Here is a 14,345-nt window from a genome sequence, read left to right on the forward strand (position 1 = left end):
ACCCACACGGCCCGTCCATATCGCCCGTTTTGCCGGTTCTGCCTAACGTGAGGGCATGACCGCGCCGATACCGAGGGACATGCCGGACCTCCCCGCTGTCCCGGGCATGCCCGCATTCCTGCGCTCCCCCGTCCCCGCCAGGGCGGTGGTGGCTCCCGCACGCCACCCCATGGCCGCCGTCTACCGCGTACTGGTCGTCCTGACAGCCGCCGCGGCCGTGACCATCGAAGTGCTCCTGAGCAGCCCGATCCGCGCGCTGAGCCACTTCTCGATCCAGAGCACGATCCTGCTGGCGATGGTGCTCCTGCTGTCGGCCCGCAGGGCGTGGACCGCCCGCCACCCCCTGCCGTCGTCCGTGACAGGCGCGGCTCTCCTGTACACCACGATCACAGCCCTGGTGTACCACCTGCTGCTGGCGAACGCGGCGAGCCCCTTTCCTCTGACGGGCGCGGCGGCGAACCCGACGGGCTGGCACGCGGTGACCACCCACCTCCTGAACACGGTGATCCCCGCGGCGGCACTGGCGGACTGGCTCCTGCTGACGGCCCCCGGCCGCCTGCACCTGCGCCAGGCGGCGTCGTGGCTGCTGTACCCCATGGCGTACCTGCTGTTCTCCTTCACCCGAGGCGAACTGATCCCTCCGGGCACGGGCGGCCGCTACCTCTACCCCTTCCTGGACGTGGACCTCCACGGCTACAAGAACGTCCTCGGCAACGCCCTCCTCCTCGGCCTCTCCTTCTACGCCCTCGCGATCCTCCTGATCGCCCTCGACCACGCCCGCCCGAACCCCACCCGCCACCGCGGCAAAACCGGATTTCGTCTCAAGCCACCGGTGGGCTAAAGTAAACGACGTCGCCGCGACGAGCAGCGACGATCGGGGTGTAGCGCAGCTTGGCAGCGCGCTTCGTTCGGGACGAAGAGGTCGTGGGTTCAAATCCCGCCACCCCGACAGTGAAATACGAGTGAGGACCACTTCCGAAATTTCGGAAGTGGTCCTCACTCGTTGTGCGTGTCTATCTCGGGCCGGATCTGCTTCCTGTAGACCTCCTCGGTGACGGCCGTACCGGAGTGCCCGACGAGCCGGGAGATCTCCTCCAGCGGGACACCACGGTCGGAGAGCAGGGATACGAAGCCGTGCCGGAGCTCCCGGGGCGTCCACTCGTCGGCGTTGACTCCGTCTATGTCCCTGAGCGCCTGGCGGAAGGCGCGGCGATGTTGGCTGCGTCGAGCGGCTTGCCGACGGGCGAGGAGAAGACGACGCCGTGTTCCTCCCATGCGTCGTCGGCGGCAAGTCGGTCCCAGCCCTGATCTTCGAACTGCTGCCAGAGAGCTTCGACGCAGCGCGCGGCAGGGCGAGGGTGCGGCGGGACTTTCGGGCCTTGGTGTCCCCGCTGCGCCGGACCGAGCGCCACACGGCGATGTGCGGAGGTTGCGGCGGGTCCATCGGGGCGGCCTCTGAGGAAAACGTGGTCCCAGGTGAGGGCCCGGCCCTGAGCTCCTCCGTGCGGGCTCCCGTCAGCAGCGTGAGCACGATACGCGTACATCGTGGTCGGCGTGCGCGGATAGCTCCCCTGCCGTCCAGCGCCGACCCAGGCAGTGCCGAGCAGACGTGGTCCATGGCGTCCGGGATGGGAGGACACTCGGCAACTTCTGCGAGAGGGGTAAAGATCACACTAAGGAGCTGACCGGTTCATTCCCGTCGGATGACTGGCCTGACAGGCTCTCTGCACTGAGGGAACGAGTCGCGGTGATGTCGTGACACGCAGATCCATGCCGACGAGGGGTATCGATGCTCAGGTTCATGGACTGGTCCGTCATCGTGATGGGCTGCTTGCTGGTTCTTCTCAGTTTCGGCTGCCGCTGGTGGGAGCAGGCAAAGATCCGCAAAGGAGCGCGCCCCCGCCAGGGCATGCGCTTCTACTCGATATGGATGCCCCTGCTCATGGGTCTTGGCATGATCGTCGCCAAGGTGCCGCACATGGTCGGCGCACCCTTCGCCATCGTCATGGCTGCTGACACGTTGAACCTTGTGCTGGCGGTCACGACGACACTGATCTTGGCTGTACAGGTGAGGCATCGGGCCAGCTCTGGGCCATCCGCTGAGTGACGGCAATGCTCGTCAGGCCGCGTGGGCGGCAGACACCAGCAGCTGACACCAACAAGCGCGAACAGCGACGGCCGACGCCTGACTGACGCCCACCGTCCCACCACCACTGTTGGAAAGCGTGCGCGGCCGGCGCTGGCAGGTCACCGCTTGGCCATCGACGAAGCCCAGCCGTCGGTTAGGCCCCGGACGAAGCTCCGGGCCGCCCCCAGACAGGCCAGGGATGCAACCATTCCCTACAGAGCTGGAACCCCCGGAAGCCGACCGCGCGGTTGAGATCGTAAGTGCAGGCACTGACAACGGACCCGCCAGTGATCGACCGTTACGTGTAGCCAGTAGGGCCCGACGAAGCGCCAGCCCGACCGTTCGCCCAGGTCAGCACTCTCAACTGGTCGCAAAGGCCCACAGCTTCCCAGGCTGAGCGCGTCCGGCGCTTGTCCCGCGTACCCCCGAGGAGTCAGAGAAGGTCCCGCCAGAAGCGGATCGTTGCTCGCGGATTCCTGCTCTCGTCGACCTCGCCCCGCACCTCGTCGAACTCCCGATGCATGTAGTCGGCCAGGTCCACGCCGTAGCAGATGATGTCGGTCTGCCACATCGAGAGCACCGGATGCCCGAAGTTTCCCCGGCCGGCAGGCAGGTATCGGTGGGCATACACGGGCACCAGCACCGGAGCCTCCGCCAGATGATGCCGCGCCGTAGCCAGGGCCGCCGTACCGTCGGCTGGACGCTCACCCCAGCCCTCGTACCAGAACCCGTTGTGCTCAACGCTGAGCAGAACACCCTCGACCGGCCAGTCGAGCTGTCGACGCAAGCTGTCCAGATCGCCGCCCCGCCACTCCGGCCAGGGCCTGGACCAGGTCTGCCCGTCCTCGGGAGGGACATTCACCGGGAGCCCGGCCGCAAGGAATGCCCGGTGATCATCCGCGAACTCGAAACCGTACTCGCGCTCGATGCGCGCGAACTCGGCGTCCGTCAGACCCGGCTCGAACTCATAGAGACCTGTCTGTGCCAGGCGACGTGCGGCCTCCGCGCCCAGGCGTACACCTTCATTGCTGATCACCGCCGCACGCTAGCGCCGACCTCAGCCAACCGTCACCCGAGTTACTGAGCTTGAACTCGAGTTGTCGTAGCCGCTGACAGAGCTTGATCCTCGCGGTAGGCCGTTGTCATGAGGTATGCGCTGGGCGGCGGTCTGTCGGACGAGCGCCGGCGGTTCCGCGAGGGGATCCGGATGAACGCGGCCGAGGGGTTCGCCCGGGGCGAGCCGAGCTCGGCGATCGCCAAGGAGTTACGGGTGAGCGTCCGGTCCGTGCAGCGGTGGCGGCGGGCCTGGGACAAGGGTGGGCCGCGGGCATGCGCTCGGTAGGTTCGGCCTCGCCGCCCAGGCTGAGCGAGGCCCAGTTCGCCCAGCTGGAAGCGGAGTTGGCGAAGGGACCGGTCGCGCATGGCTGGCCGGATCAGCGGTGGACGCTGTCGCGGATCAAGACCGTGACCGGCCGCCGCTTCCACAAGAGCTACACCCTGCAAGGAGTGCGCAAGCTGCTGATCCGGCACGGCTTCTCCTGCCAGATCCCGACCAGACGTGCTGTCGAACGCAACGAGGACCAGGTCACCGGCTGGGTGAAGGAGACCTGGCCGCAGGTGGAAGCACCGCGGCGGCGCTCGACGCCTGGATCGTCTTTGAGGACGAGGCCGGCTTCTCGATGACGCCGCCCATCGCCCGCACCTGGGCCCGTCGCGGGCAGACACCCGTCATCCGGGTCCGCGGCCGCTCTCGCCGCCGTATCTCGATCGCCGCACCGACCTGCTACAAGCCAGGCCAACGAGCCCGGCTGATCTACCGGCCGCGCCGTGACGACGGCCGACGTGACGGACGCAAGAGCTTCGCCTGGACCGACTACCGCGACCTGCTCATCACCGCACATCAGCAGCTCGGCGGACCGATCGTGCTCATCTGGGACAACCTCAACGTCCATCTCGCCTACGGGATGCGACAGTTCATCGACCGGCAGGACTGGCTGACCGTCTACCAGCTGCCCTCCTACGCACCCGACCTCAACCCCGTCGAGGGCATCTGGTCGCTGCTGCGGCGCGGCTGGCTGTCCAGCACCGCCTTCACCACACCCGAGCACCTCATCCAGACCATCCGTCACGGGATGAGGAAGATCCAGTACCGGCCCCACCTCATCGACGGATGCCTCGCCGGAACCGGGCTGTCCCTCACCCCTACGACTTCATGAGTTCAAGCTCGGTAGTGACAGGACTGGCAGGGCATGGGCGGCCCCACGCCTCGCGCCCTGGTCAAGGGGCCGCCCGTCCGTCTCAGCTCCATCGCGGCCGGCTGGGTCAACTCGACACGTCAGGCAGCAAAACGGCGCTCGCAGCCCAGCCCGCCGAACTGCACCGTCACCGTCCGAGATCAGCCCGCCGTCGACCACGGCTCGTCCGAGCCGTGGTCGACGGCGGGCCCGGCAGCGCGGCAAGGCGCTGCGGAGGTGGCGCGCTCTGCCCGGCAGGGGGCTACGGCAGCTTCACGAACGGCGCCAGGAAGGCGCGGGCGCCCGGGGTGTCCAGGCGGTACGACACGTTCGTCGCGTAGCACGGGCCGTCGCCGGTGATCGTGGTAGCCGCGAGCACGTTACGGCCGCCGATCACGGCGAAGTTGGGGCCGCCGGAGTCGCCGTAGCAGGCGCCGCCGTTGCCCTGGGGTTCGGTCATCGCCAGGCGGACCCACGCGTCGTTGAGGGCGTTGAAGGTGACAGGCGCCTTCATCCGGACACCGCCGCCGGGGTGGGTCTGGCCGCCGGGGCCGCGCTGGGCCTCCTGGGTGCCGTATCCGGCGACGAACCAGTCGGTGGAGTTCAGCGCCTGCGGGCCGAGCGCGCCGAGCTGGTTCGCGGTGGGCAGAGTGGCCGGGGTGAAGGTCCAGCGGGCCTTGACCTTTGTCGTGGGCAGCTCGATCACCGAGATGTCGTGCGGGTCGGACGCGGGCCCAGGGTAGTCGGGATGGCTGTGCGCGGTGCCCTGCACGGCGACGGTGCCTGCCTGCGCGGCCGGATCGCCGGGGTACTTCTTCGCGGCGGCGTCGAGGCCGGCCTGCACGTCCTGGTCCAGGGACACGTAGAACTTCACGTTGTCGGGCCAGTCGGTGGTGCAGTGCGCGGCGGTCAGGAACGTGTCCGCGTCGATCATGGTGCCGGAGCAGACCCAGTCGACCCGGTCGGGTGTCGTGGGGTCGCCGTCGTTGTCCCAGGTCGCGACGAGCGCGCCGACCTCGGTGCGCTCGGGTGCGGGTGTCGCGTTGTACGAGTTGATGGCCGAGGACGGCAGCGCGGTGGCGAGCACGGCGGCACAGGCCGCGGCGGTGACGGCGGAGGCGCGTAGGGCGGTCAAGAGAAACCCTTCTACTGACGGGACGGGTGTTCTCCTGTGGGGGTGGAGCAGCGCCAGTGAAGCGCTCTGAAGGCGGCAGCGACAAGAGCACGCCCGCCTTTCCAGGGTTTTCCCTATGTACGGGCTATGGGGGGCAGCTCGCCGCGCGATGCGGCCGAACACCCTGAGGGCAAACCGACTTCGACCAGCCACGCAGCAGCAGTGTGCTTTCTGGTCTTCGCGCAGGGCGGCTACGTGTCGTGGCTGGAAGTCTGTTCATGGAGCGACGACATCGAGGGGACACTGGCCTCCGCATGTCACTGGCTGCAGCCACGCTCTTGATCCCGAACGGCGAGCGTCCAGCGGTCTCCGATCTGTACGACACCAGGAGCCGACCGACATCACGAGTTCAAGTTCAGTAGGCGCGAGCTCCGTCTCATTCGACATTCAAGGGAGACCCGCCCCGCACACACCCCACCGTCACGAGAAGGGAGAAGTGGTCCTGGTCGCCACGGGTGATCAGGACGGTGTTGTCCCACGCGGTGGCGTCCAGGCCGACGCGCGTGATGGGGCCGAGGTGTTCGGTCAGCACGTGGATGAGGTCGGGCAGCTCCGCGCCGATGTCGTGGGAACGCGGCCGCCACGCGCGGTCGGGATTGCCTTCCCGGGATGGTGCCGTCTCCAGCCGCAGAAGGACTGTTACGCGTTCAGCGGGCCGGTGGATCGCGTCCGGCAGGAGCCTGGGCGCGCGGGAGTGGTCGGATTCGGTGATGGTGTGTCCGCCTGTCTGCGGGACTCGGTGTCGCCACCGAACCCGGGACCCTCGTCCTCTCACCGTATGTCGTGCGGTGCGCACCGGTCAGGCTCGCCGACGGTGTCTGACTCGTGGTCTCTCGGCAAAAGGCCTGCTCACGAGCACGTTCCAGCTCCCGGGGCCGCCGAGCGGCGTAGAGTGAAACGAACCGGGAGTACTTCGCATACCGGGCACCCACGTCGGGACAGGTCCGCCTCATGACCGCGATCATCGAACCTTCGATGATCGAAGAGCACCTGCCGTCGGCGTCGGGCCGGCTGCCCATGGTCCACAGAGCTGCAAGGGGTCACCATGAAGTCACCGGAACTGCCGTCGGCCGGGCACGCCGAGGTTCGTATCGTCGCCGCGGATCCTGAGGCGGCTCGTCATGTCGCGGAGATTCTCCGTGGTTGTTTCGCCACCACCGAGGCGCGCAGCTACCCCGCAGGCGCTGACGGCGGAACCCGCCTCCAGCTCACCGTGGACACCACACGCATCGCGGAGCCGGTGCGCTCCTGGCTGTTGACCAGCCAGTCCTCCCGGGAGGATCACACACAGCTGGACGACATGTGAGGAGATGCCCCTGACACTGCACGAGTGACACTGCACGAGCAGCAGCACTACCGTGAGGCGAACTCCGACAGTGAGGCCTGCCATGACCGTTTCACGGACCATCAGAAACCAGGCGCAGACGATGACAAGCGGGATCACGGAAGTCTCCGGAAGCCTGAAAGAGGCTGTCCGGAGGACAAAAGACGCCTTCAGGCGGAACGGAAGCGGCCCTCGATGATGTACGACCAGACACGCGCCCAGCAGCCCGAGGGCCAACCCCGGGGCCGCGCCGAACGCCGCGCTCAGGGGCCGGAGCCGCTGCTCCCGTCGACCGAGCGGGACGCGATCGCCGTACGTCTCGGGCACGCTCTCAACACTTTCGCGGACACCCCGATCGAGGCGCTGGAAGAGGCCGAAAGCGCCTTCGACGAAGCCACCGCTCAGCTCGTGAACGCCCTCGCGGAACGCAAGCGTCTCCTGCGCGCCGGCTGGCAGGAACAGGATCCCGACACGCAGTCCGACGAACTCCGGCACGCGCTGAGGCAGTACCGGGAGATCACCCAGCGGCTGCTCCACCTCTAGGCGGTCACTGCTCCGCGTCGCAGCGGGGCGCGGAGTAGTGTGGAGGGTACCGAGGGCATTTCGCACACCGGCTTTCACGCCGGGTCGTTCTCGGCGAGAGATGAAACCCGGGCCGCCGCAGAGGCGGCCCGGAGACGGGTCCGCATCATGTCGGCGACCTTGCATCCCACCCTGGCGCACCCCGAGCCCGTCGCAGCCCCGGCCGCTCGTCTCGCCCTGAAGACCGACGGCACCTCTCGTGGGCTCCTGGACGGTGCCTGGTGGCCCCGCTCCCGGGATCTGCTGAGTGAACTGCCCCTCCTGACCGACGTGTTGGACCCCTTGTGGGGGCGCATCACGCGCGTCGCCGTCAACCCGAAGTACTGGCCGGTCATCCCCCGTCATGTTCCCGTGGACGGGCATGTCGTCAGGGTCGGCTGGTTCACCCCGGAAATCGACCCGCACAAGCTGCTGCTGCTCTCCTACGGCACCGGCCGCTGGGACCTGCTGATCATCCCGCCGGAGACCGGGGCGGAGTCGGCGGCCCGGCTGATGGCTGCCGCGTCCGACCCCGACGGCCCGCCTCTGACCGCGAGCGCGCTCATCGCCGCGGACGAGGCCCGGCACGGCGTCGACGCGATCGCCGCGACCGAGGAGCCACTGGACCCGGACGAGGCATGGGAGTACGAAGGCGGCGCCCCCGCCATCGTCACAGCCGTCCCGCGACAGCCCGGTCGTGCCGGTCAGGCGGCCGGTCGGGCCAGCCGCTTGATCGACGGTCTGTGAGGCCGCCGCCATGAACGCCTTCCTGACGGTCACCGCCTTCATCTTCCTCATCGCGGCTGCGGCATACGTGATCCACCGGCTCAACATCCAGCACGCCGACAGAATCGCCGTGCATCGATACAGCACGGCCCGACCCGGCCGCCGCGGACGCGTCTCGCCGACGCCGACCGCCGGCGAACGGCGGGAGCACCACAGCCACACTGCTCACCACAGGTGAGCGGCAGCTGACCGGCTGCGCTAGCCGAAGACCGACGCCGCCGGAGACGTCCAGAACGTCACCGTCGGCCCGTAGGAGCCGTCCTCCTCGTCGCTCACCTCGACCGTGACCTCGCGGTCGGGATAGCGCGTGGAGAGGACACCCTGCCAGGACTCCCCCAGGGCCAGGGCGAGTTGGGGGAGTTCTTCACCGAGGTGGTCGTCGGCTGTGAGGGGGGTGTTGCCGAACAGGGCCCAGAGTTCGATGTGGTTGGCCACCGCCTCGATGCGTTCCCGGTCGCCGTCGAGGGTCGTGAACCAGTTGTCGATGTTGTCCTGGCCGAAGCGGTCCTTGAGGAACACACAGCCCCGGTACTCGACCGTCTCGGGGCAGAACAGCCAGGCCGCGGCCAGGACGAAGCGCAGGCCGCCCTCGAAGTCGAGGTAGTTGGCGGGGGTGAGTTCCTCGTCCTTCCAGTCCGCGCGCCACCGGGTGAAGAAGGCCGGCAGCTTCCGGTCGGACCACGACGGCCTGCTGCTGCTCACGGGATCTCCCAGGGGAACGCGGCGCGCACGTCGTTCGATGGGCGCACGAAGACCTCACCGGTCTTCGGGTTGGTGTTACGCACGTACTCTACGACGTGCGGTGTGTCCACCCCGCCGTGCGGACGGCCCTCCAGGTCCACGCGCTTGACCGCGCGGCCCTCGGAGTCGTATGTCGTGTAGTTGGTGACTTTTCCGGTCTGCGGGTCCGTCTTGAAGAGGGTTCCGTCCTTGGGACCGTTCTCCACCGGCAGGTTGTTCCCCGCGCGACCGCCGGTGCCCTTGTACTGCTGCCCGTTCTTGATCAGGTCGGAGGCCGGCTGCTGGGCGGAGCCGCCGGTTCCCGACCCCTCGCTGTTCATCCGGAGGGGTTCGACCTTGGAGTCGTTCGTGGCGTGCTGGGCCAGGTCCACCGCCCCGGCACCCGCCAGGCCGACCCCCGTGGCGATCCCGGCGGCGGAGACGACGTTGAGCGGTACGCCGGCGACCGCCCCGACACCCGTGGCGTCCAGAGCCACGCCGAGCCCTTCACCCCCGGCGCTGACCCCGGCCAGGAGCATGCCGCCGAGCATCGCCGCGCTGTCGCCCGGGTGCTGGACCATGGCGTTTCCGAAGGAGGCGAGGTCGTTGACGACCGTCTTGCCGCCGTCCAGCAGGTCCTCACCCACATCGCCGACGAAGTCGCCGACCTTGGACCAGAATCCCGGGCGTTCGGGGGCGGACTCCGTGGCCTTCTTCACCAGCGCGGCCGCGGTGTGTCCCGCGCTGTCCACGTTTCCGCGAGCTGTGTCGAGACTCCCGCGGGCGGCGGCACGGTCGGCCTCGCCGGGGTCGTTGAAGGGGATCTCGGTGTTGTCCCCCTTGCCGCGTGCCTCGTTGACCTGCTGGTCGTGGGCGTTCTTGGCGGTCGCGGTGGCCGACTGCCCGCGCGCGTACTGCGTGATGGCCTCGCCCGCACGCTGCTGGGCCGCGCGCAGGGCGGCGATGTAGTCGTACAGGGCGTTCGCGGCGGCGTGGAAGTTGTCGCCCGCCTCGACCCATCGGGCCGGCTGACCGTGGAAACGGTCACGGAAGGCGTCGGCGGCGTCGCCGCTCCAGCCGTTCTCGGTGTCGATCTTCGCTAGTCCTTCGCCGGCCTCGACGAGGACGTCACCGTAGGCGAGCAGGGACTGCGCCGTCGCGGTCAGGGCGTCCGGTGCGCCGGGGACGAGTTCGCGGGGGTCCGACGTCTCTCCGAGTCCGGCCGCCATCAGGATGCCCCCGGATCGGTTCCCGACGAGGACTTAAGAATGCCCTCGGCCGAGAGCTGGATGTGCTTCTCGGCCGCCTCATAGCTCTGGACGCAGTGGTTCAGCCGGTCGGAGACCTCCGCGCCGTCGGTGGCCAGGTGGGAGACGCCGATGTTCCACCGGTCGCAGAAGTCGACGACCGCCGAGGCCAGCGAGTCGTGTCCGAAGGCGTCCTTGGGAGCGTCGATGTCGCTCACCTTCTTGGTGGCCATCGCGTCCAGGGTGGTGCTGATCCCGGAGGCGGCCTTGCGGAGCGCGTCGAGGTCCACGGAGAACCCGTCCGGCATGCTCAACACCCTCTCCCTGCTCAGTGCTGGGAGAGTAGCAACGGGCCCCATGACCCAAAGAGGGCACGGATCGGATGATTGCGCAAGCTTTAAACTGTCGGCGTGGACGCAACGGAGACAGTGGAGACGGCCGACGTGACCGGGTGGGAAGTCGCCGTTCTCGATGGCGGTCCGGCCGACGGCATGCGGGTCAAGGTTGCCGATCGGCCGCGGGTGGTGCAGGTGACGTACCCCTGCCGGGCCGACGGCGCGCCGCCCGGAGTGCGGGTGGAGGGGGTCTACGTCTACCGGCTCGATCACGGGGTGCCGGACGAACCCCTGCGGTACGGGTTCGACATCGCCTGCCCCTGAGGCCTGTCAGTCGCCGGGTTGCGCAACTGGGGCTGCCGAGACGCGCTCGTGGCGCGTCCTCGCCACCGTCAGGGCTACGGCGTACAGGGCCAGGACGACGGCGAGCAGTCCGTAGTACACGCCGGGCAGGGGACTCAGGCCCAGGGCCGCGCCCAACGGGGACGCGGGGACCAGCAGACCCACTCCGGTCAGTCCGGCGGCCGACCAGGTGACCGGGCCGGGCCGCCTCCCACCCCTGCCGAACGACAGCAGCACCATCACCACGGCCTGCGTCATCAGGTTCTCCGTGAACCAGCCCGAGTGGAACAGCGCCTCGTCGTCGCCCGGGCCCCGCAGCGCGAACGCCAGGACACCGAAGGTCGCCAGGTCCGCCACGGCGTTCAGGGCACCGAATCCGACGATGAACCGGAGCAGCTCCCGGGGGTCCAGGGCGCTCGGCCGGCGCAGGGCGGACGGGGCGGGACGGTCGTGGGCGAAGGCCAGTTGGGCCGCGTCGAAGCACAGGTTCTGGACGAGGACCTGGGCCGGGAGCATCGGCAGGAAGGGCAGGAGAAGGCCCGCGGAGAGCATCGCGATCACGTTGCCGAGGTTGGACGAGAGCGTGATGCGCAGATACGTGGCGATGTTGCCGCCCGCGTGACGGCCGGCGGTGACCGCGTGGCCGATCGCGGTGAGGTCCTTCCCGGCGAGGACCAGGTCCGCGTTCTCCCTGCTCACCCCGGCCGCGTCGCGTGGGGCGATGCCCACGTCGGCGGTGCGCAGGGCGGGCAGGTCGTTGACGCCGTCGCCGAGGAAGCCGACCGTGTGGCCGCGGGCCTGGAGGGCTCGGGTGATCCGGGTCTTGTGCTCGGGGGTGCAGCGGGCGAAGACGGTCGTACGGCGGGCCAGTTCGGTGAGTTCGGGGTCGGTGAGGGTGTCGAGGCGGTCGGCGGTGAGGACACCGGCCACCGGGACCCCCAGATCACGGCAGGCCCTGACCGCGGTGCCCGGGTGGTCCCCGGTGAGGACCTTGACGGTGACGCCCTGTCCGGCGAGGTGGGCGAGGGCCTCGGCGGCGGTGGGGGCGAGGTCGTCCCGGAGGGTGACCAGGCCGCGGAAGGTGAGGCCGCGTTCCTGGGGGCGGGCCCCGGCCGGGCGGGCGGTGGTGGCGACCGCGAGGACGCGCAGACCGTCCGTGGTTTGCGTGTCGGCGAGGTCACGCAGGCGGGAGCGCTCGTCGTCGGACAGGGCACAGCGTTGCAGTACGGCTTCCACGGCGCCCTGGGTGATCTGGGTGTGCGTGCCGAGCCGGCCGGGGGTGCGGACGACCACGGTGGCCAGGCGGCGCGCCGGGTCGAAGGGGCGGGCCGTGATGCCGTCGTACGACATGAGGGCGTCCTCGTCGGCGGCCGCGAGGAGGGCGTCGTCCAGGGCGTCGGGGGCCGGGAGGTCGGCGAGTTGGAGCGACCACCAGGCGGCGGCCGCCGCCCAGCGCAGTACCTCTGGGTCGTCGTGGCCCTCGGCGTCCAGCGCGCGGTGGACGACCGGGCGGTCCTGGGTGAGGGTGCCGGTCTTGTCCACGCACAGGACGTCCATGGCGCCGATGTCGTGCAGGGCGGGGAGCCGTCGCACGATGACGCCGTGGGTACGGGCGAGGAGCGCGGCGCCACGGGCCAGGCAGGTGGTGACGAGGACCGGCAGCATCTCCGGCGTCAGACCGACCGCCACGGCGACGGCGAAGGGGAGGGTCTCCAGGCCACGGCCGCGGAGGGCGGCGTTGGCCATGAGGACCAGGGGCGGGGTCAGCAGGGCGAAGCGGATCAGGATCCAGGAGACGCCCTGGACGGAGCGTTCGAAGGTGGTCGCCGGGGGTCTTCCGGTACGGCGGTGGGCGGCGGCGAAACGGGTGTCGCCGCCGGTCTCGGTGACCACGGCGGTGGCGCTGCCGGACGCGACACTGCCGCCTTGGAAGCAGAGCCGGGGGTCCTGGAAGACGCCGTCGTCCCGCGGGTCCTCGACCGCGGACTTCTGCACCGGCGCGGACTCTCCGGTGAGTACGGCCTGGTGGACCGTGAGTCCGGTGGACCGCAGCAGTCGTACGTCCGCGGGGATCAGGTCCCCGGGGCCGAGCCGTACGACGTCGCCGGGGACGAGTTCCTCGACCGGGATCTCACGGGTGACCGGGGCCGTGTCCTCGTGCAGCCGGCGCTGGACTGTGACGGTGGTCGCCACCAGGCGACGGAGTCCTGCCGTGGAGCGGGCGGCGCGGTGTTCGCCGGAGGCGCGCAGGACGCAGCTCACGACGACGAGCAGGAGGATCACCGACGCGGTGCCCCAGGCGAAGACGGCGGCCGACACCAGTCCCAGACAGAGCAGCACCGCGGTGAACGGGTCACGCACACTGCGGGCGAACAGGCGGGGCCAGGAGGGATCCCGGGCGTCCGGAACCGTGTTCTCCCCGAACCGCGCCAACCGCTCCCCCGCCTGTGCCTCGGTCAGCCCTCGCGGGCCGGTGCCGAGTCGGCGGAACACTTCGAGGAGGCCGGCGGCGGGGGCGGCCGGGCCGGGGTGAGGGCGAGGGCCAGGGCTGGAACCGGGGTCGGCCGGGCCGCCGCCGTCCTCGTCCTCGCCGACCACAGAAGGGAGGGCGCGCAGGACCGGCGGGGCGGGCGAGGGGGAAGCGGCAGGAGTGCCGGGGGCGAGCGGAAGTGCGGGGGCCGCGGGCGCGGGGGGCGGAGGGTCGGGAGCAGCGGCGTCGTCCGTCGCCCCGGCCTCAAGAACAGGCGCGAGGGACGAAGGATCTGCAGCGGCACGATCACCCATCAGCCCGGCCTCAAGAACGAGCGCGGGAAGCGAAGGATCTGCAGCGGCACGATCACCCATCAGCCCGGCCTCAAGAACAGGCGCGGGAAGCAAAGGGTCGGCAGCGGCAGGATCACCCATCGCCCTGACCCGAAACCCAGGCGCGGACGCCGGGGGACCAGGAACGGCAGGATCACCCGTCAGTCCGACCTCAAGAACAGGCGCAGGCGTTGGTGAAGCCCCGGCGAGGGCCCCAGGCGTAGGCCTTGCCGGACCTTCAGGTGCAGCCTGGTCAGTCGGCCCAGTCGTCGCCCGACCCGGAACAGCAGACGCAGGCATCGGCCCGTCCACCGCACCGGGCACAGACGACCGCCCAGCGGAACCAGTGGGCCCAGACGACAACCGCCCGCCACCCACAGACGCCGGCTCGGCCAGCCCACCACTCGCAGACGCCTGCTCAGGGGAACCAGCGGCCCCAGGCGACAGCTGCCCTTCAACAACAGACGCCGACCCGCCCACCCCACCACTCGCAGTCGACCGCCCACCAGAACCAGCGGCCCCAGACGACAACCGCCCGCCACCCACAGACGCCGCCCCACCAACCCCAGCGGAATCAACAGACCCAGACCCCGAGCGACCCGGAACAACAGACGCACACGCAGACGCAGACGCAGAAGAACCGTCGGCCTCAGATATCGGCCCACCCGGAACGGCACCCCCAGCCACCGCCC

The 14,345-nt window shown here is 69.7% G+C and carries 15 protein-coding genes, 1 tRNA gene and 2 pseudogenes; 10 read left to right on the forward strand and 8 right to left on the reverse strand.

Annotation, left to right across the window (positions count from 1 at the left end; translation table 11 throughout):
- Window positions 1-55 precede the first annotated feature (55 nt).
- Both M2157_RS22115 and M2157_RS22120 read left to right on the forward strand, forming a co-directional pair.
- Complete coding sequence (locus M2157_RS22115; RefSeq protein ID WP_280863395.1) at window positions 56-841, forward strand: Pr6Pr family membrane protein; 786 nt, start codon at window positions 56-58, stop codon at window positions 839-841.
- 34 nt (window positions 842-875) lie between these two features.
- A tRNA-Pro gene (locus M2157_RS22120) sits at window positions 876-949 on the forward strand.
- Window positions 950-996: 47 nt separating this feature from the next.
- On the opposite strand, the gene M2157_RS22125 is transcribed toward M2157_RS22120, so the two are convergent.
- Window positions 997-1,275 carry a tyrosine-type recombinase/integrase gene (locus M2157_RS22125; protein WP_280866033.1) on the reverse strand — a complete coding sequence of 93 codons (279 nt, stop codon included), beginning with the start codon at window positions 1,273-1,275 and terminating at the stop codon, window positions 997-999.
- A 526-nt stretch (window positions 1,276-1,801) separates the two neighbouring features.
- Between M2157_RS22125 and M2157_RS22130 the strand changes: the two genes are divergently transcribed.
- Complete coding sequence (locus M2157_RS22130; RefSeq protein WP_280863396.1) at window positions 1,802-2,107, forward strand: hypothetical protein; 306 nt, start codon at window positions 1,802-1,804, stop codon at window positions 2,105-2,107.
- A gap of 454 nt (window positions 2,108-2,561) precedes the next feature.
- Here M2157_RS22130 and M2157_RS22135 read toward each other — a convergent pair whose 3' ends face one another.
- Entirely contained in the window at window positions 2,562-3,164 is a 603-nt protein-coding gene (locus M2157_RS22135; protein WP_280866034.1) for a hypothetical protein, read from the reverse strand.
- 108 nt (window positions 3,165-3,272) lie between these two features.
- On the opposite strand from M2157_RS22135, the pseudogene M2157_RS22140 reads away from it, so the two are divergent.
- Together M2157_RS22140 and M2157_RS22145 are read left to right on the forward strand one after the other, a co-directional pair.
- Window positions 3,273-3,811: pseudogene (locus tag M2157_RS22140) on the forward strand (winged helix-turn-helix domain-containing protein).
- The gene (locus tag M2157_RS22145) at window positions 3,808-4,344 is read left to right on the forward strand and encodes a transposase (RefSeq protein ID WP_280866035.1); all 537 of its coding nucleotides are present in this window, start codon (window positions 3,808-3,810) and stop codon (window positions 4,342-4,344) included. The pseudogene M2157_RS22140 and the gene M2157_RS22145 overlap by 4 nt, the downstream one beginning before the upstream one ends.
- A gap of 280 nt (window positions 4,345-4,624) precedes the next feature.
- Here M2157_RS22145 and M2157_RS22150 read toward each other — a convergent pair whose 3' ends face one another.
- Together M2157_RS22150 and M2157_RS22155 are read right to left on the reverse strand one after the other, a co-directional pair.
- Entirely contained in the window at window positions 4,625-5,497 is an 873-nt protein-coding gene (locus M2157_RS22150; RefSeq protein WP_280863400.1) for a trypsin-like serine protease, read from the reverse strand.
- A 460-nt stretch (window positions 5,498-5,957) separates the two neighbouring features.
- A pseudogene (locus M2157_RS22155) lies at window positions 5,958-6,248 on the reverse strand (DUF5994 family protein); the annotation flags it as partial.
- A 333-nt stretch (window positions 6,249-6,581) separates the two neighbouring features.
- On the opposite strand from M2157_RS22155, the gene M2157_RS22160 reads away from it, so the two are divergent.
- The 4 genes from M2157_RS22160 to M2157_RS22175 all read left to right on the forward strand — a co-directional run bounded on the left by M2157_RS22160 (window position 6,582) and on the right by M2157_RS22175 (window position 8,385).
- Window positions 6,582-6,842 carry a hypothetical protein gene (locus M2157_RS22160; protein ID WP_280866036.1) on the forward strand — a complete coding sequence of 87 codons (261 nt, stop codon included), beginning with the start codon at window positions 6,582-6,584 and terminating at the stop codon, window positions 6,840-6,842.
- Window positions 6,843-7,055: 213 nt separating this feature from the next.
- Window positions 7,056-7,403, forward strand: coding sequence for a hypothetical protein (locus M2157_RS22165; protein ID WP_280866037.1), 348 nt, complete (start codon window positions 7,056-7,058; stop codon window positions 7,401-7,403).
- Between the two features lie 39 nt (window positions 7,404-7,442).
- Window positions 7,443-8,168: a DUF5994 family protein gene (locus M2157_RS22170; RefSeq protein ID WP_280866038.1), complete on the forward strand. Its 726-nt coding sequence runs from the start codon at window positions 7,443-7,445 to the stop codon at window positions 8,166-8,168.
- A 10-nt stretch (window positions 8,169-8,178) separates the two neighbouring features.
- Window positions 8,179-8,385 (forward strand): hypothetical protein, encoded by a 207-nt coding sequence (locus M2157_RS22175; protein ID WP_280866039.1) that lies wholly within the window; start codon window positions 8,179-8,181, stop codon window positions 8,383-8,385.
- A gap of 20 nt (window positions 8,386-8,405) precedes the next feature.
- Here the strand turns inward: M2157_RS22175 and M2157_RS22180 are convergent, their stop codons facing one another.
- From M2157_RS22180 to M2157_RS22190, 3 genes are read right to left on the reverse strand one after another with little or no spacing between them, the layout of a single operon-like run.
- Window positions 8,406-8,909, reverse strand: a complete 504-nt coding sequence (locus tag M2157_RS22180) for a hypothetical protein (protein ID WP_280866040.1) — start codon at window positions 8,907-8,909, stop codon at window positions 8,406-8,408.
- Entirely contained in the window at window positions 8,906-10,156 is a 1,251-nt protein-coding gene (locus M2157_RS22185) for a putative T7SS-secreted protein (protein ID WP_280866041.1), read from the reverse strand. The genes M2157_RS22180 and M2157_RS22185 overlap by 4 nt, the downstream gene beginning before the upstream one ends.
- Complete coding sequence (locus tag M2157_RS22190) at window positions 10,156-10,482, reverse strand: hypothetical protein (protein WP_280863852.1); 327 nt, start codon at window positions 10,480-10,482, stop codon at window positions 10,156-10,158. Before M2157_RS22190 ends, M2157_RS22185 begins: the two co-directional genes overlap by 1 nt.
- Window positions 10,483-10,602: 120 nt before the next feature.
- Here M2157_RS22190 and M2157_RS22195 point away from each other — a divergent pair, with 120 nt between their 5' ends.
- Window positions 10,603-10,833, forward strand: a complete 231-nt coding sequence (locus M2157_RS22195; RefSeq protein ID WP_266518621.1) for a hypothetical protein — start codon at window positions 10,603-10,605, stop codon at window positions 10,831-10,833.
- A 6-nt stretch (window positions 10,834-10,839) separates the two neighbouring features.
- Here M2157_RS22195 and mgtA read toward each other — a convergent pair whose 3' ends face one another.
- Entirely contained in the window at window positions 10,840-13,635 is a 2,796-nt protein-coding gene (gene mgtA / locus M2157_RS22200; RefSeq protein WP_280866042.1) for a magnesium-translocating P-type ATPase, read from the reverse strand.
- Window positions 13,636-14,345 lie beyond the last annotated feature (710 nt).

Origin of the sequence: Streptomyces sp. SAI-127 (assembly GCF_029894425.1) — a bacterium.
Classification (GTDB): Bacteria; Actinomycetota; Actinomycetes; order Streptomycetales; family Streptomycetaceae; genus Streptomyces.